We start from the raw sequence: 22,138 nt of genomic DNA on the forward strand, positions 1-22,138 counted from the left end.
CCGTTTTTATTCATTCGTCTTACGGCGGGTGTCGTGTTTCATCAAGCGTTCTTGTTCGCGCTTCCAGTCTTTGTCGCGGGAAACATCACGTTTATCGTGCAGTTTTTTACCGCGTCCCAGGCCGAAGTCCAGCTTGATACGACCTTTCTTGTAGTGGAGGTTCAGGGGAACCAGGGCGTAGCCACGTTGCTCAACCTTGCCAATCAGCTTGCTGATTTCTTCGGCTTTGAGCAGTAGTTTACGTGTACGAGTAGCATCGGGCCGGATATGGGTGGACGCGGTCGGCAAGGCGCTGACGTGCATCCCGATAATAAACAGCTCGCCTTCGCGTACGATGACAAAGCTTTCTTTGAGCTGAACATGACCAGCTCGGATCGCCTTGACCTCCCAGCCCTCCAGGACCAGACCGGCCTCAAAGCGCTCTTCGATAAAATATTCGTGGGTAGCCTTGCGATTATCAACAATACTCATGAATTAATTGCCAACCATAGATTGTAAAATCAGAACATTCTATCTATTAACCAGACCTGATGCATACAGTAAAACGCTCCGTCCTCCTTCCTTATAGCTGCGAACAGATGTTTGATTTGGTTGCAGAGGTGGAAAAATACCCTGAATTCATGCCCTGGTGTGGTGGCGCGACCGTCAATCAGCGCGACGAAAAGGGGATGGAAGCCTCGGTGACCATCAGCATTGCGGGTATTCGTCAAACCTTCACCACACGCAACGAACACGATTATCCCAACCGTATTGTCTTGCGCCTAGTCAAAGGTCCGTTCTCGGCCTTGACGGGGGACTGGCAGTTTACTCCTTTGGGCGAAGACGGTTGCAAGATCGTGTTCACCATGGAGTATGAATTCTCCAGCCGCGCGCTGGAAATGGTCGTGGGTCCCATCTTTAACCGCGTTGCCAACAGCTTTATCGACTCCTTTACGCGCCGCGCCCAAGAGGTTTACGGTGACTGAGTTATCCGTCAGCGTAATTGTGGCCACTCAGGCCCAGGTCTGGAAAGCCGCCCTGCGTTTGCCTGCGGGCAGTTGTGTCCGTGATGCGCTTTTAAAAGCAGGAATTGCCGAAGGGCTGCGTGAGTGCGGCCTGCCACCGCTGGATGATGAACAGGGCCTGGACGCATTGCACGTCGGTGTCTATGGCCAACGTTGCCAGTTGGATCAGCTCTTGCAGGATCAGGACCGGGTGGAGGTCTACCGTGAGTTGGTCTTTGACCCGATGGATTCCCGCCGTCGTCGCTACGCGCACAAGTTGGCGGCACGCGCTGCCGCCAGACCCCGCCGCAAACCCGTCCGCGCCTAGTTCATTCCGGCCTGATCATCAGGCTGCTACTTTCAGCTAGACTGTCGCCTTCTGCCTGGCGCTGTTCCCTATGAAAATGCTGATTGTCATCAGCACGACAACTAAAGGGGGCGGCTCGCATTATGGTGGGTAAAAATAAGGAGACAGACATGATACTGACAGACGATCAGAACGCTTTTGCGCAAGCGGCTCGCGAGTTTGCACAAGGGGAGCTGGCACCGCATGCGGCGCGTTGGGACGAGGAACAAATTTTCCCGATCGAGGCGTTCCGTAAAGCGGGTGAATTGGGTTTTTGCGGCTTGTACGCCCCGGAATCCATCGGTGGTCTGGGCCTGGGACGTCTGGAGTCCAGCCTGGTATTTGAGGAAATGGCTGCGGTTGACCCGTCGACCACCGCATTTCTGACCATCCACAATATGGTGACCTGGATGGTGGGCACCTGGGGTACGGAGGAGATCAAGTCTCAATGGGGGGAGTTGCTGAGTAGTGGCCAGAAATTGGGTTCGTATTGTCTGACTGAACCCGGTGCGGGGTCGGACGCCGCCTCCCTGCGTACCCGCGCCGAACGTGATGGTGACGATTATCTGATCAGTGGCAGCAAAGCCTTTATCTCCGGTGCTGGGGACACGGACCTGCTGGTGGTCATGGCTCGTACCGGCGGTGACGGTCCCAAGGGGATTTCCGCCTTTGCCGTACCTGCTGATGCCGCCGGTATTACCTACGGTCGTAAAGAATTGAAGATGGGCTGGAACAGCCAGTCCACACGGGGCATTACCTTTGAGCGTGTGCGTGTTCCTGCCTCGGCCATGCTGGGCCAGGAAGGCGAGGGCTTCAAGCTGGCCATGAAGGGCCTGGACGGTGGCCGTATCAATATCGCTTGTTGCTCGGTAGGCGCCGCCCAAGGCGCTTATGATGCCGCCCGCCAATACATGCAGGAGCGCCGCCAGTTCGGCAAGAGTCTGGATCAGTTCCAGGCCCTGCAATTCAAATTGTCCGATATCCTGACCAGTGTCGTGGCTGCTCGTCAAATGGTGCGTCTGGCCGCCTCGCACCTGGACGCCGGCAGCAGTCAGGCCAGCACGTACTGCGCCATGGCCAAACGCATGGCCACGGATCTGGGTTTTCAGGCCTGCGTGGATGCGCAACAGCTCTTTGGCGGTTATGGTTACTTGAAGGATTATCCTGTGGAGCGACTGGTGCGCGATACTCGGGTGCACCAGATTCTGGAAGGCACAAACGAGATCATGCGTGTCATCATCGCACGACAAATCATTGATCTTGGAGCTGATATTCGATGACGGATTCTGTTTTGTTTGATCGCCTGCCCGGCCAGAACGGAAAGGCGATTGGTGTTGCTACGCTGAACCGCCCGCAAGCCCTGAATGGACTTAATTTGGAGATGTGCCAACTGCTGTTCAAGCAGTTTCAGGAATGGGCGCAGGACTCCAGTATTGCCATGATCGTATTGCACGGTGCCGGAGAAAAGGCGCTGTGCGCAGGGGGCGATCTGCATTCGCTGTACGCCTCCATGCAAAAGAACCAGGGTGGCTCGGCCTGGAATAACGAGTACGCCCGCGAATTTTTCGATGTGGAATACCGCCTGGACTATCTGATTCATACCTTTCCCAAGCCGATTTTGTGCTGGGGTGACGGGATTGTGATGGGCGGGGGCGTGGGCCTGTTCAACGGCGCCAGCCATCGTGTGGTAACCGATACCACGCGTTTTGCCATGCCCGAAATCTCCATTGGCCTGTTTCCCGATGTGGGCGGCACTTGGATGCTGTCGCATCTGCCTGCCGGCATTGGCCATTTTCTGGCACTGAGTGGCGCACAAATCAACGCGTCGGACTGCTTGTTCCTGGGTCTGGCGGATGCCTACTTGCCACGGGTGCATTTCGACGCCTTGCTCCAGGCCCTGCAAACCACAAACTGGTCCGATGATCGCGCTGTGTGTGACAGCAGCGTGCATCAGATCCTGTGTCGTTTGGCGGATGGCGCTCGCCCCGATAGCGGCCCGCTGGAGCAGAACTACGCCATGCTGCGTGACGTTTGCGCTAGCCGTGAATTTGAACGCATTACACAGGCTCTGCAGCAGTGGCAGGGCAGTGCCGACCCCTGGTTGTCCCGTGCCGCGCAAACCTTCGCCAAAGGTGCGCCTGGCTCGGCTCGTTTGTCCTTTGAGCTGCTGGAGAGGGTGCATCACCTGTCTTTGGCCGATGTTTTCCGTCTGGAATACATAGTGTCGCTGCAATGTGGCGTACAGGGCGACTTCCAGGAAGGCATACGGGCACTGCTGATTGATAAAGACAAACAGCCGCGCTGGAATCCTGCCTTGCTGGAACAGGCGGATGCACGCTGGGTGGAACGGTTTTTTGTTCCTGCCTGGCCGGCAGAAACGACTCATCCCTTGGCTGACCTGTAACCCAGGCAGACCGCTGCGGCGCCAGACGGCGCCGCTTTCATAATGACGAGGAGACAAAATGAGTAACACGATTGCATTTATCGGGCTGGGCCATATGGGTAAACCCATGGCGCTGAATCTGCTTAAAGCCGGTCATAGCCTGAAAGTCTTTGACTTGAATGCGCAAGCCATGCAGGAACTACAGGCAGCAGGGGCACAGGTGGGGGAATCGGCGGTGCAAATCGCCCAAGACGCGCAGATGGTCTTTACCATGCTGCCTGCTGGCCGCCATGTTCGTCAGGTTTACGAGGGCGAGAACGGCTTGCTGCAGACTGTGGCCCCCGGTACGGTGCTGGTCGATTGCAGCACCATTGATGCGCAAACCAGCCAGGATCTGGCGGCCAAAGCCAGCAAGCTGGGTCTGTTAATGCTGGATGCGCCGGTCTCCGGTGGGACCGGTGGCGCCATTGCTGGCACCTTGACCTTTATGGTCGGGGGCGAGGATCAGGCCCTGGAAAAGGCGCGCCCTTACTTGGATGCCATGGGCAAGAACATTTTCCACGCGGGTAAAGCCGGTGCGGGTCAGGTTGCCAAGATTTGCAACAATATGCTCTTGGGGATTTTGATGGCAGGTACTGCTGAAGCCTTGGCTTTGGGCGTTGCCCACGGTCTGGACCCTGCCGTGCTGTCGACCATCATGGCGCGCAGTTCCGGTCGAAACTGGGCAACCGAGCTGTACAACCCCTGGCCTGGGGTGATGCCGGATGTACCGGCTTCGCGTGATTATCAGGGTGGCTTTGCCACGGGCCTGATGCTGAAAGACCTGGGTCTGGCAGCCGATGCGGCTGTCAGCCAGAACAGCGCGACGCCTTTGGGCGAACTGGCACGCAACCTGTTCGCCCTGCACGCCGCACAAGGTCAGAATGCAGGGCTGGATTTCTCCAGCATTCTTAATTTGTACCGTCAGAAGCACTAAGTTCTGGCAGTGCGTAGGGCAGGGGCTGCAGTTCCAGCGCCTGTCCTTGCTCCAGTTGAAACTGGCCTTGTTCCAGGTCCGCCAGTACCACTTCCATCAAGACATACAGACGTTGCTGCCCGTTATGCCAGGCGCGGTTGATAATGCGCGCGGCGGCCAGCGGTTCCGCATTCTGCGAGACCAGAAACACATCGGCAGCTTCCGGCGTCTGTGGTGCCGTGTCCAGAACGGCGGTACGGGCGGCCATCATGCGCCGTTTGATCGTGCCTCGATAGTGGCTGCGAGCCACAACTTCCTGGCCCGGATAACAACCTTTCTTGAAGTTGATGCCATCGATCAGATCCAGGTTCAGGGTCTGGGGAATGAACAAATCCTGCGTGTCGGCGCTGATCCAGGGCAAGCCGGCCAAAATATCTGCCGTTTCCCAACGACCTTCAGAAGTCTGAGCGTTTGCGTCCTGCTGGGGAGAAATTCGCCAGTGACGATTCAAGCCGTCCAGATCGCCGGGGGCCTGAATCAGGGTGTCGCCACCTTCGCGCCGCACATTCCAGACGGCTTGGGCAGCGGACGAATCGGCCACACCGTAAACCTGTAACTCGGCCAGACTGATCGCGACTTTGCTGCGCAGCACGAACATGCGTAAGCGCTTGATCAGGGCTTCGCTAAGATCACGGCGGACCAGGGCAAAGACCGTTTCGTTCTGCTCGCGCCACAACACCATGGTGGCCAAGCTGCGACCTTTGGCGGTGCAATAGGCCGCGATGCAGGCACGGTCGGCAGCCAGGTGCTCCAAATCATTGCTGACTTGAGCATGGAGAAAAGACACGGCATCGGCTCCTTGGAACTGGAGGACGCACAAATCTGGCAGGGCGAAAGAGGAGGGAGCAGGCATTCCGGTCATGGCTGAGCGAAAAAATAAATTTAAACATCAATGATACCGTGTGCGAGGCTGGTTCTAGGGGCATACCCCCGCTGGGATCAGGGCATGGGCTGGGTGGAAGGAGAGGGCGGGGCTGACTGATCCCAGTTTCGGTGTTGGGCTGTGACACATATTCAGGAATACGCCGCCTTATTCTGTTTACAATAGCGCTCGCATGAAAAAAACTGTCAAGATCTTCTCTGCCCTGTTGGGCCTTTGGTTGGTAGTCGCCTGTGTGATAGCGGGTGGTGCCTGGTATTGGGCCAAGAAGCAGCCCGTGACGATGCGTGCTGAACGCATCGATTATGTGGTCCCTGCCGGTTCAGGTCCCCGTGCGATTGCGCGCAGTATGCAGCAGGCCGGGATCGATATTCAGGAAGATGCCTTTGTCTGGATGGCGCGTCTCTCTGGTCTGGATACCTCCTTGCAAGCGGGGGCTTATGAGGCGGTACGCGGGGATACACCGTGGGTGGTGATGGAGCGCATGTCCAGCGGCAATATGCTGCAGACCCGTTTGACCATTCCCGAGGGGTGGACCTATCAACGCATACGTGACACGCTGGCAAGCAACCCTCAGGTTCGACAGACCTTGAGCGAGGTGAGCGATGCCGATTTGTTGAAGCGCTTTGGTGTGGATGCGTCTCATCCAGAAGGTTTGTTCTATCCCGATACCTATGTCTTTGTGCCCGGTACGGCGGATATCGACATTCTGCGTCGCGGTTTTCAGGCCCAGCAGGAACTGCTGGAGCAGCTTTGGGCGGACCGGGACGCGGATTTGCCCTTGAAGACCCCGTATGAAGCCTTGATCATGGCCTCTATCGTGGAACGTGAGACGGGCCACAGCCAGGACCGGGCACGCGTGGCTGGGGTATTCATGAATCGTTTGCGTGTCGGCATGCCTTTGCAGACAGACCCGACGGTTATTTACGGCATGGGTTCGGCTTATGAGGGCCGTATTCGCAAGCGTGATTTGACGACCGATACACCCTGGAACACGTACACGCGCAATGGATTGCCACCCACGCCGATTGCCAGTCCCGGTAAGGCTTCCTTGATGGCGACCTTGCATCCCGAAAAACATAATTTCTATTATTTTGTATCGCGTGGGGATGGAACCAGCGAGTTCTCGGCCAATCTGGCTGCACATAATCGGGCCGTCGCCAAATATATTCTGAAGCGTTAAAACCAGATCAGGCCCCTCAGGGGCCTGAATGCTGCTGGCCCAATGCCTGGGGGCGCGTATCGGGCTTTGCTATTGTGGTGACCGTGAGTCAGCGCTCCAAATCGTGCCTTTGCGCGAACCCTGCCCACAAATCATGGACCTTGTTGGCGAGCTCTTCCAGGCCCGCATTATTTTGAATCAGATAGTCTTGGGGAGCGCGTTCTACGCCCCATTCAGACGAGTGCTGGCTGATCACCGGGTTGCCCGGGCGTTCGATATGCCAGATTTCCCCGCCATGTTCACGGATGAAATTGGCCTCGTTTTCGTAACGAATGTCTTTGATCAGCAGGCAACGGGCCTGACTCATATCAGGAAGCTGGTGGCTGGGCAGGAACAGGGGCAAGCTTTGGCGACGCTGCTCGTAATCCGGATAGGTGGCTAGAACCTGATTACGCAAGTGCTCGGCCGCCTGACGCGGGCTCAAACCCCAAAAGGCGTCAATGTGATCAGCACGCTTATCATCCAGGTGTTCGGGCACCATGCCGTAAATCGCGGCCAAGGCCAGCGCCCAGACCGAGTAATCCTGAACGTCTCTGGCAAGGGGGGCGCCAGGGCCAAATTCCAGTACATGCTGGGCACGGCGCAGCCAGTGATCGGGGTCACGCTGGCGCATCCAGTCGGTCCCTAGTAGCTGAAAGCACTGTCTGGGGGAGCGTTGCCACAGGGCAATAGGCACTTCTTTCAGACTGTCGTCGGTCCAGGCCTGGGCCGGGCTTAGACCAAACAGCACTTCGCAGCCCATTTTTACGGGGTCGGCCAAGGCATAGGCAGCCAATAAAGGGTTGTGTGCCAGTAGCAGATTGGCGACGGTATCTTTGCCTGAGCGCGCTTTGGCGGCCAGCCCGATCAATAAGCTCACTTCATTATCCTTGGTAGTGGAGCAGGCATTTTACCGGTTCATATTACAATGTGTGCTGGGCTGTTCAAGCGGGGGCGATTGCCTTGCCCTTCCTGCGCGAATCAGGCCTTTTGTTGTGCAACCTTGAGGCAATACGGTGTCTGATAGTTTGACTTTTCTACCCTGGCAAATCGAGACTGCTCAAAGCTGGCTGGGTCATCAGGAGCGTTTTGCCCATGCCTGGCTGATCCACGGTCTGCCGGGCATCGGCAAGACGCAATTCGCTCGTGCAGCCGCAGCCAGTTTATTGTGCGACCAGCCTGTGCAGGGGCTGGCTTGTGGTCACTGTCAGGCCTGTCAGTGGGTGCGGGGGGGAAACCATCCCGATTTACGTTTACTGCGCCCGGATGCGCTTGCTCTGCAAGAGCAGGGGCCGGATATTCAGGACGGGGACTTGGCTAAAGAGTCGGCCGCTCGCAAAAATCCTTCTCGGGAAATCCGGGTGGAGCAATTGCGTCAGTTGCAACATTGGTTCAATACCGGCACCCATCGAGGGGGCTGGCGCGTGGCGGTGCTGTATCCGGCTCAAGCCCTGAATCTGGTGTCCGCCAATGCCTTGCTGAAGGTTCTGGAGGAGCCGGCTGAACGTACCGTTTTCCTGCTGGTTGCCGATGCCCCAGACCGACTCTTGCCCACACTGGTATCGCGTTGCCGCCGTTTGCCCTTGCCGGCACCCCATGCCCAGCAAGCGGTGCAATGGCTGGAGCAACAAGGCGTGGATCAAGCCTCGGACTGGTTGGCTGCCTGGGGAGGAGCACCGCTCAAAGCACTCAGTGCCAGTCAGGAGATGAATGCACCGTGTCCGGACTGGCTCAGCGCCTGGATGGATGGGGTGTTGAAAGCGGGTCGTGAGGCGGATTTGTCCTTGGCCGATACGCTGGAAAAACTGCCTGCCCAAGAGTGGATCGACCATTGGCAGCGCTTGTTTGTCGATATTGAACTGGGTAGTTTTGCTCAACCGGCGCGTTACTATCCTTCTTTGCAAAAACGCATTGATGCCTTGGCCGCCCAATCCAACACCACGGCGGTAACAGAAGCCCTGAAGTGGCTGGTCCAGCAAAAGGCGCTTGGCAATCACCCACTCAATGCTAAATTGTTTATTCATCATGTCCTGGACCGATTGCACCAGGCATGTCGTCGTGTTTAAAAAAGTACCGTCTAACCATGTTTGTTGATTCGCATTGCCATCTTAATTTCCCTGAACTTGCTGAAAATCTGGACGACATCCTGGACAGGATGCGCCAGAACCAGGTGGGCTGTGCGCTGGTGGTCAGCGTGGATATGGACGATTGGCCCGGTTTGATGGACCTGGTGCGTCCTCACGGCCATCTGTTTGCTTCGGTCGGCGTGCATCCGGATTACGAGAAAGTCACTGAGCCTACCGTCCAGGAGCTGATCCGGCATGCCCAAGATCCCAAGGTAGTGGCGATTGGCGAGACGGGTCTGGACTATTACCGCTTGCAGGAACCCTTGGATTGGCAACGTGAGCGTTTCCGCACCCATATCCGTGCCAGCCGCGAATCGGGGCTGCCCTTGATCATTCATACCCGTTCGGCCAGTGAGGACACCATTGCCATCATGCGCGAAGAGCAGGCACAGATTGCCGGGGGCGTGATGCACTGTTTTACTGAGACCTGGGAAGTGGCACAAGCGGCTTTGGATTTGAATTTCTACATTTCTTTTTCCGGGATTGTGACCTTCAAGAACGCCACCCAACTGCAAGATGTGGCACAACGAGTGCCGCTGGATCGTTTGCTGATCGAAACGGACTCGCCGTTTCTGGCTCCTGTGCCATATCGAGGCAAAACGAACAATCCGTCCCTGGTCATTCATGTGGCCGAGAAGATCGCGGAGCTGCGCGGGATCTCGGTCAAGGAAGTGGAAGAGGCCAGCACGGAGAATTTTTTCAAATTATTCAGTAAGGTACAGCTTTAATTTAATCTTGTTTAGAGGTCTTTTTGAGGCCGTAGTCGTGGTTTAGCTCAAGGTTCACGGTCTTGCTGAGACATGCATTGAAGTTAATCTGATGCTTTAGGATTGCTGTTTAATCTATTGATTTTAAATATAAAAATAGAAGTTTTCATAATTTTCTCCCCTTTTTTGGTTTGGCGGGAAATGGATATGAAATGATGTTTTTTATTGATAATCAATAGCTTAGCTGTGTTTCTTAAACTGTTTTGTGGGCTCTTGAAGTCCCCCTGAGCATAAAAAAATGCGGCGTTAAGCAACCCCCCCCTCTGTACTTTCATAAATTAATAAAGCACTTTATGAAAAGGATTTAATAAGATGATTTATAAAAGAAAAATACTCGATAAAACCATCCTTTCCATGGTGCTTCCTTTGGCCTTTCTGCTGTCAGCCCCCGTGTCGGCGCAGGAGCCGGAGCTGGAAAGCCGAAACTGGTACTTGGCGCTGGAAAATGATCGCCCGAATATCATCGAGCAGGAGTTCATTAAGGGAGCGAATCCCAATGCGCTGGATGCCAAGGGTAATCCTTCTTTGATGCTGGCGATCCGCAACAAGTCCTGGAAAGTGGTGGACACCTTGCTGGCCAATCGCCAAACCAATGTGAACATCGAGAACGAGGCCCGCGAAACTCCCATGATGTATCTGGCCCTGATGGGGGAAACCGCTCGTTTGCGTGATCTGCAGGCGCGGGGTGGGCAAGTGAATCGGGTGGGCTGGTCGCCTTTGCACTACGCTGCCTCTAAAGGGCATGAAGACACCGTGCGCTACCTGCTGTCTCAAAAAGCGATTGTGAACGCACCTGCGCCCGACGGAACCAGTCCTTTGATGATGGCGGCTTTGTCAGGCAAACGGGCAGTCGTCGATATGCTCTTGGCAGCGGGTGCGGACCCGAGCATGCAAAATGCTCAAGGCTTGAGTCCGGCAGATTGGGCACGTTCGGCAAACCATGAGCAGTTGGCCAGCTATCTGGATCAGGCCGTTGCACGCAAAGCGGCTGCAGCACCGGCTGCAGCGGGGACGTATTCGGGTGGCGTGGTACAGACCTATGGTGTGCCTGAGCGGGTAGAGCAGCCTGATCTGAACCGGGTGCAAACCGTGACGGTAGAACCAGAACCCGCTCCTGCAGCGGATAGCTCAAGCTCCAAGCCCGCTTCGTCGGACAGTAGCAGTCGGTATTTTGACCTGGACCGTTTTGAAAAGCCGGTTCAGCCTTAAGCCAGGGACAGGATGGAAAAAGGAGCCTTCAAGGCTCCTTTTTTGTTGCAGCGATTCTGAGGGTGTGTAGTGATACGGGCTTCCTACGACATGACCCCACTTATCGGCTCAGGTTTTAGCGGCCCTATAGGCAAAGTCCTATAAGCTTTTTGAGCTGTTGCTGCTTAATTAGTTTTTTCTTTCTTGCGCCTTGGCCATCTGCGAAGCATGCACAAAGGTCTGGAAGCCCTGGAGGTAGCTGCTCAGCATTTTCTGGATAGTCTCATCTTGCAGCTTGCCTTCCGCATCAAAGGAGTTCTGCGCACGAGACACCAGTAAAGAGCTGCCGCTATACAGGGACACGCCCAGCATTTTCAGGGTAGGCAACCAGGCTGTCTGGGAAGAGATCGTGCCAAAGCCACCCATGGAGGCACCGATCAGTCCCGTAATGCGGCCCGAAAAGATAGTTTTCATATCCGTACGGGACAACCAGTCGATCCCGTTTTTGAACACACCGGGGACGCCGTTGTTGTATTCCGGGGTGACCAGCAGCAGGGCATCGGCGCTCAGGATCTTTTCCTTCAAGCTCAGCACGGCGTCTGGAATGCCGTCCTTGCTCTCGATATCACCGTCATACAAGGGAATACCGTGCAGGGTAGCCACATCGATGCTCATCCCTTGCGGGGCCAGGGCTTGAGCGGCATGTGCCAGGGCGGTGTTGAAGGAGCGTTGACGTAGACTGCCTGACAGGGCCAGAACGCGGCAAGGGCCTGACAGGTTCAGCACACCAGTTGTTTGACGCAGGGCTTCGCTTAACTGGTCAATGATCTGGATCCATTCGGGAGAGTCCAGCAATCGTTTCTCCCGAATGAACTCGGCCTGAGACTTGTTCCAGAAGGGAGCGTCGGCCAGCAGGATGTCATTGGGCAAGGGGCGGTGTTTTTCCAGAAAACTGGCAATCGCCTCGGGAGTGTTGGGCAGACCCAGTTGAGCAAACAGGTCGTGAAAGCGGAACAAGTTATCAGACATGATGGTATGGGCGCCTGCAAGAGAGGGATGATCGGACGCTAAGAGCGGGGGGGGCCGACTGGGTATGACTAAAGACGCCGGGCCTGACATAGCATATGAGCACACTGTGTTTATGAACAGGCAGTCGGAAATGCGCTGCCTGTGTGCGTTATGTGACCCAAATGCTTAATTGGCCGGTAGGTAGGCCGGACGCAGGATGCCTCGCAGCTCCGAGTAAGGCAGCAGGAACTCGGGCTGACCGAAGGAGTAGGGAGCGATCTCGTAAGGGTTGTATTTCACCAGCAAGCCCTGATCGGTCAGTGCGATTGTTTGGGCAGGCTGGAAGGGCCACATTCTGTCCCAGCCAGCGCGGTCTTCACGTGCTTCGCTCAGGTTGGAAACCCAGTTGTTGTGGGCTTGGCGAACCAGTTCCTGGAAGGGTTTGATCTTGCCGGGAGCAATAATGCGCTCCACCGGCAAAGCGACTTTCAGACGATTGTCCCAATTGATGAACTGGGTGGCGGTAATGCCGTGGGCGGCACCCGTCATATAAATACCCGAACTGAGCTCTATCACGGTGAGATCACGGTTGCGATAGCGGGTACGAGCAGATAAGTGCACTTCGTCACGATTATTGGCCGTCACCCAGTAGTAGTTCTCGAACTCCTTCAAGCCACGGTAACCGGGATGACGGTCTGTAATGACTGTCATGTTGGCCAGGCTTTCATCGACCAGCTTGGTCAGCTCGGAATTGCCGGGGAAAATCAGGGACTTGACTTCCAGACGTGGGCATTCACCCGTACAGCCTGGTTTGACATGTTTGTAATCCAGAGGCTGGGTAAAGACCCCGTCCTTTTCAGTCTGATCCTGGGTTTGTGTCGGAATCAGGGAGATGTTGCTGGGCGTGCTGGAACACGCAGACAGAGCCATGGCTGTCAGGCCAATAAGCAGCAGCTGAGAGGGGCGCTGTAAGGTCATGGAATCAGTCCTATCGGATAGTGTTGGAATCTTGGCCAAAGAGGATTTGGTGTGCCTTGGGGGCATATGCAGGCGAACCGGGGTTGATCTGCTCAGTCAAGGCGTAGGCTCGGCGGGTCGCGGGGCGCTCGCCAATACGCTCAAACCACCGTTTCACATTTGGGAAGTCGTCCAGGTTCTGGCTTTGGCGCTGGTGGGAGACAATCCAGGGATAACTGGCCATATCGGCAATGGAGTAGTCTCCGGCGATAAAGTCGCGCTGTGCCAGATGTTTGTTCAACACACCGTAGAGGCGGCCGGTCTCACGGACATAGCGGTCAATGGCGTACTCGATTTTGACAGGGGCATAAACATTGAAGTGGTGGTTTTGACCTGCCATGGGGCCTAGTCCCCCCATTTGCCAGTACAGCCACTGCAAGGTTTCGGTGCGGACTCGCAAGTCGGCAGACAGGAACTGGCCGGTTTTTTCTGCCAGGTATTGCAGAATGGCGCCGGACTCGAACAGGGCGATAGGCTCGCCGCCGTCTTGCGGGGCCTGGTCAACAATGGCGGGAATACGGTTATTGGGAGCGATACGCAGAAATTCGGGTTTGAATTGATTGCCCTGGCCAATATTGATGGGGTGGATGGTGTAAGGCAGACCGGACTCTTCCAGAAACAGGGTGACTTTATGTCCGTTGGGAGTAGTCCAGTAATACAGGTCGATCATGTGTTCTCCTGGCGAAATGCAGACGCTGGCCTGGCTGCGGCAAGCTACCCAGATGACGTATCCGGCGGCGCTGGGCTACTATTGTTCGCCTGAATACGGTTTATAGGAAGTCAAAGACTGTCATGAGCAAAATCTATCATAATCCGCGCTGCAGCACTTCGCGTAATGCCTTGGCCCTGATGCGTGAAAAAGGTCTGGAACCGGAGATTATCGAGTACCTGAAAACTCCTTTGACACGTAGCGAACTCAAGGCGCTGATTGCGGCTGCAGGCTTGACGGTGCGTGAGGCTATGCGTAGCAAAGAAGCCATTTACAGCGAGCTGAATCTGGGCAATCCTGATCTAAGCGATGAGGACTTGCTGGCAGCCATCGAAGCCAATCCTATCTTGTTGAACCGTCCTATCGTGGTCACAGCAAAAGGGACGCGTCTGGCGCGTCCCTTGGAAGTGGTGCAGGAAATTCTGTAATCAGATTTCCATGCTGATGGGCAAGTCTGGGTTAGGGGGCGATGGCTTCCAGTGCAATACGAATGGTGACCACGTCGCCCACGTGGGGCACATTGGCCGGCATGCCAAAGTCGCTGCGCTTGACCGTGATCTTGCCGTCCGCGCCCAGAGCGGGCTTTTTCAACATCGGGTGTTGGGGCATCGTCAGGAAGGACTCAATGGTCATGGTCACGGGCTTGGTAATCCCCTTGATGGTCAGATCGCCTTGAGCAGATACGGGCTTGTCCCCGTCGAACTGAATGTCCTTGGACACGAAGGTGGCCTCGGGGAACTGCGCGGTATCAAAGTAATCCTTGCCCTGGATGTGTTCGTCGAACAGGGCAAAGCCAGTGCTGACCGAACGGGTATCGACTTTCATGTCAATGCTGCCGGTTTTGGCTTCCTGGTCCAGGGTGACGGTACCTTGTGACTTGTTAAATCGCTGGCTTTGGGTGCTCAAGCCCAAATGCTTGTAACTGAAGTGGACGAAGGTGTGGCTGGGTTCAACCTGATAAGTGACCGGCGCGGCCTGAGCGGCAAAAGCCAATAGAAAACTAGCTGACAGGGCAATCACGGGCTTGATCATAAGGGTGCAATCCTTGTTTATACGGGGAGGAGACGTTGATGCGTCTGCTTATTTCGCATCAATCTTGAAGTTGACGGTGATCTCGTTGGCCACGATGTCATAGCTGGACCAGGAACCCTCACCGATAGAAAAATCGCCACGCTTGATGTCAAAGGCGCCGCTGAAAGTGGCTTTGTCACCTTCGGGGGTCATGGTCGCCATCACGGTGATGGGCTGTTCACGGCCTTTGATTTGCAGGATGCCTTGCACTTCATAGTGCTGGGCGCTGACGGCGCGGAAACTTTTGGAGCTGAAAACGGCCTGGGGATGTGCATCAATATCGAACCAGCGCACGTCCTGTAATTCGTCATCGGCTTCTTCGGAGCCGGTGTCAACGCTATCCAGTGCGACTTTCAGTACGACCTTGGATTGATCCAGGGCGTCGGGGTTGAAATTCAGTTCGCCCTCAAATTGGCGGAACTGGCCGTCCAGCTTCACGCCCATTTGGGAATACTGAAAGCCGATTTCGCTATTTTGGGTGTCCAGGGCCTGGTAGTTCTTGGCATTGGCCGACAGGCTGGCGCTCAGGCCCAAGGCGCCGATCAGCAGAGGCACGAAGACAGATTTTTTCATGATTTGGCTTTACCTAAAGTAAAGGTGATGCGGCCTAGCAAGCCGTCACGGTCTATGAACTGATGCTTTAAAGCCGCCAGAATGTGCAGGCTGACCATGGCAATCAGGGCGTAATTCAAAAAGATGTGGACTTGGACCAGCAACTCGCCCAAAGGTTTATCTTTGGACACCAGATCGGGCAGGGGGATCACGCCAAACCACACCGTCTGGAAACCTTTGGCCGAACTCATCAACCAGCCCGTCAGAGGAATGCCAATCATCAGCAGGTACAAAGCAGCATGACCACAGTGGGCCAGAGCCCGACTGAAAGACGACATGCCAGCGGGCAGAGCAGGGGGGCGGTTCAACAAACGCCAGAGCAGGCGCAGGATCACCAGCACCAGTAGGGAAATGCCCGCCCATTTGTGCCAGGAGTAGACTTGCAGTTTCAGAGGTGACAGGGGCAAGGTTTTCATGACGTAGCCCACGGTCACCAGTGCAGTCAGGGCCAGGGCCATCAACCAGTGCAAAGTACGTGCTACGAGGGTATAGCGCGGGAGGGCACCTGGAACGGGGGTAATGCTCATTGATAATGCCTTTCATTTACGAAGCCCAGAGACTTTACCCTGTTTGTCAGCAAGGTAAAAGGCCAGATTTTGCAACGCAGTAATGCAATATTGAGGGGTATCGATCTTGTGAAGCGGCTATCGGAGTATTTTCTTGTCAGCGTGTGACAAGGCTTTTAGGGCAGGGCGGGGGCGGGCTACACTCGTTCTTTGAGCACGCAAGCAAGGAAAGTGGTTATGTGGAAAACAGCGTTGGTCGTCGTGGTAGCCGGGTTGTTGGCAGGGTGCCAGGATTCGAAAAAGGCCAATGAGGAAAATTTCAGTATGGCGATCCAGCGTTATCTGGATACGCGAGACGGCTTGTGTGTTGGTGTCCCTGGACGTGTCTATCCCTATCAGGCCGAGCATGACTCCCCTTTGATCGTAGAAGATCGGGCTCGTCTGGCCGCGTTGGCCAAGGTGGGTTTGTTGCGTCAGGTTGGGAAAGAGGACGCACCGCGTTACGAGCTGGATGCCAATGCGGATACCTATTTGCGTCGCTCCAATGCTGAACAGTCCCAAGGCGAGCGTGACGCTTTTTGTACAGGCCGCCTGGTTTTGGACCGCATCAGTGATTTCACCGAGCCGGCCAGTGCAGGTGGGTTTACTGTCAGTCAGGTGAACTATGTGTATCACCTGGCTGACGCTGCGGGTTGGATCAAAGATAGTGCGGTTCTGGATACCTATGAGGATCTGCGTGCTTTGACGGCTCAGCAAGTACAAGGGCAGGCAAGAATGATCCTGACCAATAAGGGCTGGGTTCATCAGAATTTGTATAGATAGTCCAGCCTAATAGTTTCACATTGCATGTTTGAACGGCTAGGGGCAAACGATCTGCGCGTGACAATATGCCCTGATTCAATACCCTCTGCCTTGTGATTGAGGCAGAGGGCTTATCGGGCGTCAGGGCCGTTGTTGCGGCCAGCCGTGCTGCAAGAGATCAGTTGTCAGTAGGTAGGGGCGAGAGGTGGCTAAGAGGTACCCAGCCCAGAGCGTCATCCTGGGGGCGCAGGCACCAGCACCAGCCATTCAGGATTTTTTCTCCTTGAACAAGGTCACCCTTATCTACATTCATTTCCAGCGCGCTGTAGTCTTGCAGTGCACGACCTGCTCCAGGGTCTGGCAGGCGCTCAATAATTTGTTCAGGCACCCATCCCCCGGCGTGTTCATCGGTAGAGCAGTAAATCCAGTTATCCCAGTTTTCCGGGCCTTGATACCGTTCTCCGACCTTCAGAAAATCGCCTTGTTTCAGGACCAAGGGGTTCGGATATTCAGAGCGATGGGGGGTGGTGACCAAGTATTGCATCGTGGCGTGGTTCGTAAAGTTTGTCAGGATCCTGTATTATACTGTATAAACGTACAGATTTTTTGCTGCGCGTTCTACCGTTTCTCTTGCTTCGTCCTTATTTGTTTCGCTTTAGGGTTCTTGGACCTCTTGTCATTCCCTTGTCGCTGATAGACAATAAAATGCAATTAACGGAAATAACGAGTACCCGATGAAAAAACGGTCTACACGAGAAGAAGGGCAGATTGACCTGCCCATTTTGGGCTTGCAGGCCGCAGACATCTCGGCGGAAGCCTTGTTTGATACTTGGTTGCAACATCAACGCCCACCCATGGCACCCAGTACGCAGCGAGTTTATCGCACCTTGTGGCGGCGCTTCTTGCATGCCTTGCAAGATCACAAAAAACAGTACACCCAGATCAAACCCGTGGATATCCGGGACTTTTTGAGCAATCTGGACGATGTGCGCCGACCACAACGCGAGCGCTATCAACAAGTCATCGCCCGCGCTTACGAAGAGCTTTGCCGTCAGGATGGCCGCTCGGAAAACCCAGCCCTAGCCCCCGCTATTAATGACCCCTTCAAGGAAAGCTGGCGCCAAGCCCCCGACAACCAGGCCACCCAATTTCTCTCTGTCGATCAATGCGTTGCCACCATCAAGGCACTGCAAAATCGGTGGCGCGTATTGGAGCTAGCCAGCGATATGACCATCGCCGCCCGTTGGCGTGAATACCGGGATATGACGATTGTGGCCGTGATGCTGGGTACCGGCTTGCGCCCGGTCGAGTTAGGGCAGTTGCACCCTAGCGCGATAGGCGCTGTTCGACGCGCTGCAGAACCCGCAGAAACACATGACGTTGATGACGAGCAAACTGCCCTTTGGCGGGCTGGCACTATCTTGCTCAAGCTTACAGGCGCGGCAAAACGGGACGTGTTTGTGCCCGTCTGGTGTGAAGGCATTTTGCGCAGTTGGTTAATCTTTAGCGCAGCCCAAGACGCTTTAGTCTGGACGAAAGACAGCCGTGTCTTTCCGGGTAGTCGCCAGATCAGTGCCGCTCGTCCTCAGGCACAGATGAATCCCGCGACGCTCGCCCGTATTGTCAGTAAATGGGGTATCAAGCAGATGGATCTGTTAATGACGCCACAGCGACTGCGCAATACCTTTGCCGCGGGTTTGATTGAACGCGGTTTCTCTCTACCTGAAATCGAGGAAATCATGGGCTACGCCCCCGGTGCTGCCAGTGCCTGGCGTCTGCAAGCTTCCTGGTTGGCGTGGCTGGATGCGCAGAAGGTTCCTGACAATCCTGCCACGACAGAGAATATGCAGTCAGAATGAAGGGCTAGCTACAGATTAGGCAGCTCCAGCAGGCATAATTCCACATCTGTTTTGTCTATTTTTTGATAAGGAGTGCGAGTTGACGTCTACACCTGTTTTTCGTCCTGCGGTAGAAGCAGATCTGGAAGCGATTGTGGCCATGTTGGCTGACGATATTCTGGGTCAACAGCGTGAAAATACCAGTCTGCCCCTGGCTCAATCTTATTTGGAGGCCTTTGCAGCGATAGAAGCGGATCCTAACCAGTATTTAGCCGTTGTAGAGCTCAATGGTGCTGTTGTAGGGACCCTGCAGATCACCTATATGCCTGGCCTGTCCCACCAAGGTGCCTGGCGCGGGGAAATCGAATCCGTCCGTATCGCCAGCTCGGCCCGTGGCTCGGGATTGGGGCGTTTGATGATTCAGTGGGCGGTCGAACAATGCCGTCAACGCCAATGTCGCATTGTTCAATTGACCTCGGATAGGGCACGAACCGACGCCCATCGGTTTTATGAGCAGTTAGGCTTTACGGCTAGCCATAAGGGTTTCAAGCTGACTCTGTAAGATGGTTTCTTTTGAAAAATAAACACTGCGTTTCATCGAGTTCTTGTTTTTGAGATACCAGAGCTATTTTGTCACTTGTTATTCAAGAAGTCCGTGATTGTTCTGGCCGCCTAATTAAAAAAACATATAGAAAATAATAAAACAATTAGGCGGGGAATTATAAAAATATTTTTATTAGCGGCCAGATAGAAGGCCTCCTTATTTAAAATAATAATTTTTAAAATTAATTTGTTATTTGAGTTTGTTTGACCTGTCTGATACTCTTTGCTTTCGTAATCCAGGCCCAAAATAGTTAGGGGCAATGTAATTAACAGGCTGAGGAGTTGGATATGAATAGCAAAACAGATAAAGATTTTTCAGATGAAGAAAAAACACTTAGAGCCTATGCTCAGTGGATAGAAATCACGGTGTTTGTCGTTAACGGTGATTTTGAGATTAAAGGCGCTCATCTGGATTGGGGAAAATTTCATGAGCCTGGGAATAAGAACAAAGAAATCTACGCTAGTCAGATAAACGGAACAATCATCAAAGATGAGGATTCCTACACAATAGCTTCCTGCGGACGAGAAAATGCGTCATCCGGTACTGAAGGAAGATTTTCGCTTTATGATGGCGATACGGAAGTATTTAAATATTATTGGGATTGCCCGTGGAGTGGGTCAAATAGCGATAGGCTAGATGTAAAAGATAAAGAAAAATACGCAGTTAATAAAAAAGGTGGCGGCAGTACGAGTGGTGCATCAGGAAATATTTTTATTACTGTCGTTAAAAAATACTAATGGTGAAAATCATGGCCATAGAATCTAAATCTATAAATCCGCTATTGGGGATTACTGTAGGGTCTACCGTTCTTGGAAATGATTTTTCACCATCGATATTGAATCAACCCATTACAAAGATGATCACTCAGAAAGAAGTTGAAATGAGTATGAGTGGTAAGAGTCAATATGTTTATACGGATTCCCTGAATGAGGGAACCATCGGTTTTTCCGGAGCATATGGCGCGTCAGGTATCGCTAAATTTACATCTGCAGTTTCTGTGTTTGTAAGTAACGCCACTGCCTCAGAGAGTAAATCGATAAAAGTTTCTTATAATGTTTCTATGATATCGGGCATAGAATATATCGATTTTGATAATTTGTTAGTAGAAGATGTTTTAAATTCCTTAAGTGCAGGACCTAAGCATAAGGCGTTGAATGTACTGGACAGGTTTATCGCTGTTCGTGATCACCTTGGTTCACAAAAAGAAAAAGAAGAGTTAATGAAGGAATGGGTGAAATCATTGCAGAATTTCATCTCTTCATATGGTGACGGATTAGTCGTTGGAGCTATCTGGGGTGGAATGGGCTCCGTTTCAACAGAAATGACTAGCAGGAAGGCGGAAAATAGTTGGAAATACGGTGAAACTGCTGCATTTAGCTATTCGGGAATAGGAACCTCAGTATCTATAGAGCAAACTTATAACGGTGCTCAAAAAAATCAGGATTCCGAGGTCAATGTTTCTTGTAAAGCCCTAGCTAGTGGTGGTTGCGTTGAAAATCAGGTGAATTCATGGTTTGATGTGGTTGCTAATAAATCCTTTTCTGAGATATCAGAGATCAGCTTGCTAGATAAAGCTCCAATGCAAAGTTCGGTAAGCCGTCCTCCTGAGATACCCGAGTTTTTAAAACCTGAAAAAGATCCGCAGATAGAGGAAAAATTAGAATCAATTAAGAAGCTTGGAGACTCCGAAGAGTTTTCTATAGCCTCAGGATACGAGGAGGCAAAAAAAGCAGATCCAGACCTGAGTCTTGACCAATTTAAATCAATGGTTAGAGACAAGAATAATATTGATGGCCTGGTTGATTTAGCCAATAAAGTTCAAGAAAACTCATTGGATGTTTTGTCTGAGGCGCGTATTTCAAGAAAAATACCTAAGGCATTATTTGTAGGGGCTAAAGAAGGTGTTTTAAAATCAAATTCTGATTACGCGGTTTTAGGGGCATGGATAGCAAACTGGTCTGATATTTTCCCATGGATGTCGATGGGATATATGAATGAAATCAGCAATGATGAAGTGGCAGAGTATATCTTAAAGATTCGCTGCATGATGCAAGATTTTTCTACGTTAAATACTATTTATAATACATTTAATGCGTGTAATATTAAATTGGATTTTTTCCATCTTAAATCTGCATCCCAAGTGGCAGATTCTTTCAAGATTGCCCAGATAAAGTTAAGCGACAATCTGGATCGGGAAGATGCTATAGAAATAGCATTTGATTCTTTAAGTGATGAAGCCAAAAAAATTTACACAATATGGAACCAGCTTGAGTTTTTGCGAAATGCAGAGCTCGGTTTAGGACTGCTGCTTGGTGACAAGTCAGTAAGCAGTGAAATTATCGATATCCGTCCTATACCTGCTCCAGAGATTACCTATAAAGCAGGCTATTGCAGCTATGGAAGTAATAATCCCACAGCTTTCAGCACTTTTATAAAGATGCTCCCGTTCATCGACACAAATGGTGATATTTATGCATTCGGCCCTTCTTTAATGCTTTTGAGAAAAGCTTTGCCCGAAAAAATGATATTCACAAAAGATGGGGGAAGTGCGCTGAAGTTAAAAGCAAACAAAGAGAAAGGGGTGTTGTTTAAAGATGATCTTCAGTTAATACCTATTCCATACTCTGCCGCTAAGGGCATTGAGTGGCGTGGGCAAAGCCAGGGTCGAAGTCTTGCCTCTAGCCAATCTCTGCAAGACCAGTTTGCAGCTTTGGAGCAAGAGCTTGGTAGTCTCAATATCTGCACATTAAGCAGTGATTCGTGGTCTAAGGATTGGGATTACAAGGTTCCATATGCTTTACGTAAGATAAATACCAGTTATATTGGAATGGTTGAAAAAATAAACAACATATTTGGATAAGTAGGCCAAAATTGGCGGGAAAAAATATTTTTTTAACAAATTTTAAAGAAAACCTCTCCAGGCCTAAGATGGCATGGAGAGGTTTTAAGTTTTCAGCCTTAGCAAAATTTAAAACAGTTCAAAAACATATGGGTTTAATTTTAGCCGGACGTTGAGAGTGACAGAAGCAGCAATACATGCAATGCCACACTTTGTACAGAGATAGGATTGCGTTTCCGTTTCA

General features: G+C 52.8%; 25 protein-coding genes. 15 read left to right on the plus strand and 10 right to left on the minus strand.

Going from position 1 to position 22,138, the window contains the following annotated elements:
• Positions 1-6: 6 nt before the first annotated feature.
• Entirely contained in the window at positions 7-471 is a 465-nt protein-coding gene (gene smpB, locus LNA76_RS04110; RefSeq protein ID WP_042480746.1) for an SsrA-binding protein SmpB, read from the minus strand.
• Between the two features lie 59 nt (positions 472-530).
• Between smpB and LNA76_RS04115 the strand changes: the two genes are divergently transcribed.
• The 5 genes from LNA76_RS04115 to mmsB all read left to right on the plus strand — a co-directional run bounded on the left by LNA76_RS04115 (position 531) and on the right by mmsB (position 4,688).
• A complete protein-coding gene (locus LNA76_RS04115; RefSeq protein ID WP_042480744.1) occupies positions 531-965 on the plus strand; it encodes a type II toxin-antitoxin system RatA family toxin in 435 nt (144 codons plus the stop codon).
• Positions 958-1,311 (plus strand): RnfH family protein, encoded by a 354-nt coding sequence (locus tag LNA76_RS04120; protein ID WP_094196804.1) that lies wholly within the window; start codon positions 958-960, stop codon positions 1,309-1,311. The genes LNA76_RS04115 and LNA76_RS04120 overlap by 8 nt, the downstream gene beginning before the upstream one ends.
• A 149-nt stretch (positions 1,312-1,460) precedes the next feature.
• Entirely contained in the window at positions 1,461-2,609 is a 1,149-nt protein-coding gene (locus LNA76_RS04125; protein ID WP_108727523.1) for an acyl-CoA dehydrogenase family protein, read from the plus strand.
• Positions 2,606-3,733: an enoyl-CoA hydratase/isomerase family protein gene (locus LNA76_RS04130; RefSeq protein WP_230018010.1), complete on the plus strand. Its 1,128-nt coding sequence runs from the start codon at positions 2,606-2,608 to the stop codon at positions 3,731-3,733. Before LNA76_RS04125 ends, LNA76_RS04130 begins: the two co-directional genes overlap by 4 nt.
• Positions 3,734-3,791: 58 nt before the next feature.
• Positions 3,792-4,688: a 3-hydroxyisobutyrate dehydrogenase gene (gene mmsB, locus LNA76_RS04135; RefSeq protein WP_094196801.1), complete on the plus strand. Its 897-nt coding sequence runs from the start codon at positions 3,792-3,794 to the stop codon at positions 4,686-4,688.
• Here the strand turns inward: mmsB and ygfZ are convergent.
• Positions 4,663-5,514: a CAF17-like 4Fe-4S cluster assembly/insertion protein YgfZ gene (ygfZ, locus tag LNA76_RS04140; RefSeq protein WP_230018012.1), complete on the minus strand. Its 852-nt coding sequence runs from the start codon at positions 5,512-5,514 to the stop codon at positions 4,663-4,665. The two genes, mmsB and ygfZ, sit on opposite strands and share 26 nt — an antisense overlap.
• Before the next feature lie 268 nt (positions 5,515-5,782).
• Between ygfZ and mltG the strand changes: the two genes are divergently transcribed.
• On the plus strand, positions 5,783-6,790 hold the full coding sequence (gene mltG, locus LNA76_RS04145) for an endolytic transglycosylase MltG (protein WP_230018015.1): 1,008 nt from the start codon (positions 5,783-5,785) through the stop codon (positions 6,788-6,790).
• Between the two features lie 88 nt (positions 6,791-6,878).
• Here mltG and LNA76_RS04150 read toward each other — a convergent pair whose 3' ends face one another.
• Complete coding sequence (locus LNA76_RS04150; RefSeq protein WP_230018016.1) at positions 6,879-7,688, minus strand: deoxynucleotide monophosphate kinase family protein; 810 nt, start codon at positions 7,686-7,688, stop codon at positions 6,879-6,881.
• Between the two features lie 136 nt (positions 7,689-7,824).
• Here LNA76_RS04150 and holB point away from each other — a divergent pair, with 136 nt between their 5' ends.
• From holB to LNA76_RS04165, 3 genes are all read left to right on the plus strand, one after another.
• Positions 7,825-8,874, plus strand: a complete 1,050-nt coding sequence (holB, locus tag LNA76_RS04155; RefSeq protein WP_230018017.1) for a DNA polymerase III subunit delta' — start codon at positions 7,825-7,827, stop codon at positions 8,872-8,874.
• Between the two features lie 17 nt (positions 8,875-8,891).
• Positions 8,892-9,662, plus strand: coding sequence for a TatD family hydrolase (locus tag LNA76_RS04160; protein ID WP_108727520.1), 771 nt, complete (start codon positions 8,892-8,894; stop codon positions 9,660-9,662).
• Positions 9,663-10,013: 351 nt separating this feature from the next.
• The gene (locus LNA76_RS04165; protein WP_230018018.1) at positions 10,014-10,910 is read left to right on the plus strand and encodes an ankyrin repeat domain-containing protein; all 897 of its coding nucleotides are present in this window, start codon (positions 10,014-10,016) and stop codon (positions 10,908-10,910) included.
• A gap of 168 nt (positions 10,911-11,078) precedes the next feature.
• On the opposite strand, the gene LNA76_RS04170 is transcribed toward LNA76_RS04165, so the two are convergent.
• From LNA76_RS04170 to LNA76_RS04185, 3 genes are all read right to left on the minus strand, one after another.
• A complete protein-coding gene (locus LNA76_RS04170; protein ID WP_326833642.1) occupies positions 11,079-11,918 on the minus strand; it encodes a DUF2789 family protein in 840 nt (279 codons plus the stop codon).
• A gap of 165 nt (positions 11,919-12,083) precedes the next feature.
• Entirely contained in the window at positions 12,084-12,875 is a 792-nt protein-coding gene (locus LNA76_RS04180) for an RsiV family protein (protein ID WP_094196794.1), read from the minus strand.
• A gap of 10 nt (positions 12,876-12,885) precedes the next feature.
• On the minus strand, positions 12,886-13,584 hold the full coding sequence (locus tag LNA76_RS04185; RefSeq protein ID WP_230018019.1) for a glutathione S-transferase N-terminal domain-containing protein: 699 nt from the start codon (positions 13,582-13,584) through the stop codon (positions 12,886-12,888).
• Positions 13,585-13,706: 122 nt separating this feature from the next.
• On the opposite strand from LNA76_RS04185, the gene arsC reads away from it, so the two are divergent.
• Positions 13,707-14,051 carry an arsenate reductase (glutaredoxin) gene (arsC, locus tag LNA76_RS04190; protein ID WP_094196792.1) on the plus strand — a complete coding sequence of 115 codons (345 nt, stop codon included), beginning with the start codon at positions 13,707-13,709 and terminating at the stop codon, positions 14,049-14,051.
• Positions 14,052-14,082: 31 nt separating this feature from the next.
• Here the strand turns inward: arsC and LNA76_RS04195 are convergent, their stop codons facing one another.
• From LNA76_RS04195 to LNA76_RS04205, 3 genes are read right to left on the minus strand one after another with little or no spacing between them, the layout of a single operon-like run.
• Positions 14,083-14,655: a YceI family protein gene (locus LNA76_RS04195; protein ID WP_230018020.1), complete on the minus strand. Its 573-nt coding sequence runs from the start codon at positions 14,653-14,655 to the stop codon at positions 14,083-14,085.
• Positions 14,656-14,703: 48 nt separating this feature from the next.
• Positions 14,704-15,267 (minus strand): YceI family protein, encoded by a 564-nt coding sequence (locus tag LNA76_RS04200; protein WP_094196790.1) that lies wholly within the window; start codon positions 15,265-15,267, stop codon positions 14,704-14,706.
• The gene (locus tag LNA76_RS04205) at positions 15,264-15,833 is read right to left on the minus strand and encodes a cytochrome b (protein ID WP_094196789.1); all 570 of its coding nucleotides are present in this window, start codon (positions 15,831-15,833) and stop codon (positions 15,264-15,266) included. Before LNA76_RS04205 ends, LNA76_RS04200 begins: the two co-directional genes overlap by 4 nt.
• Before the next feature lie 303 nt (positions 15,834-16,136).
• Between LNA76_RS04205 and LNA76_RS04210 the strand changes: the two genes are divergently transcribed.
• On the plus strand, positions 16,137-16,634 hold the full coding sequence (locus LNA76_RS04210) for a hypothetical protein (protein ID WP_230018022.1): 498 nt from the start codon (positions 16,137-16,139) through the stop codon (positions 16,632-16,634).
• Between the two features lie 157 nt (positions 16,635-16,791).
• Here the strand turns inward: LNA76_RS04210 and LNA76_RS04215 are convergent, their stop codons facing one another.
• Positions 16,792-17,157 carry an SH3 domain-containing protein gene (locus tag LNA76_RS04215; RefSeq protein ID WP_230018024.1) on the minus strand — a complete coding sequence of 122 codons (366 nt, stop codon included), beginning with the start codon at positions 17,155-17,157 and terminating at the stop codon, positions 16,792-16,794.
• A 190-nt stretch (positions 17,158-17,347) separates the two neighbouring features.
• On the opposite strand from LNA76_RS04215, the gene LNA76_RS04220 reads away from it, so the two are divergent.
• The 4 genes from LNA76_RS04220 to LNA76_RS04235 all read left to right on the plus strand — a co-directional run bounded on the left by LNA76_RS04220 (position 17,348) and on the right by LNA76_RS04235 (position 21,915).
• Positions 17,348-18,472 (plus strand): site-specific integrase, encoded by a 1,125-nt coding sequence (locus LNA76_RS04220; RefSeq protein ID WP_230018027.1) that lies wholly within the window; start codon positions 17,348-17,350, stop codon positions 18,470-18,472.
• A 79-nt stretch (positions 18,473-18,551) separates the two neighbouring features.
• Complete coding sequence (locus LNA76_RS04225) at positions 18,552-19,013, plus strand: GNAT family N-acetyltransferase (RefSeq protein WP_162496891.1); 462 nt, start codon at positions 18,552-18,554, stop codon at positions 19,011-19,013.
• Positions 19,014-19,342: 329 nt separating this feature from the next.
• Positions 19,343-19,792, plus strand: a complete 450-nt coding sequence (locus LNA76_RS04230; protein WP_230018030.1) for an aegerolysin family protein — start codon at positions 19,343-19,345, stop codon at positions 19,790-19,792.
• A gap of 11 nt (positions 19,793-19,803) precedes the next feature.
• A complete protein-coding gene (locus LNA76_RS04235) occupies positions 19,804-21,915 on the plus strand; it encodes a hypothetical protein (protein ID WP_230018033.1) in 2,112 nt (703 codons plus the stop codon).
• The last annotated feature ends 223 nt before the right edge of the window (positions 21,916-22,138 follow it).

This window comes from Alcaligenes sp. MMA, from assembly GCF_020907215.1.
GTDB lineage: Bacteria > Pseudomonadota > Gammaproteobacteria > Burkholderiales > Burkholderiaceae_B > Alcaligenes > Alcaligenes aquatilis.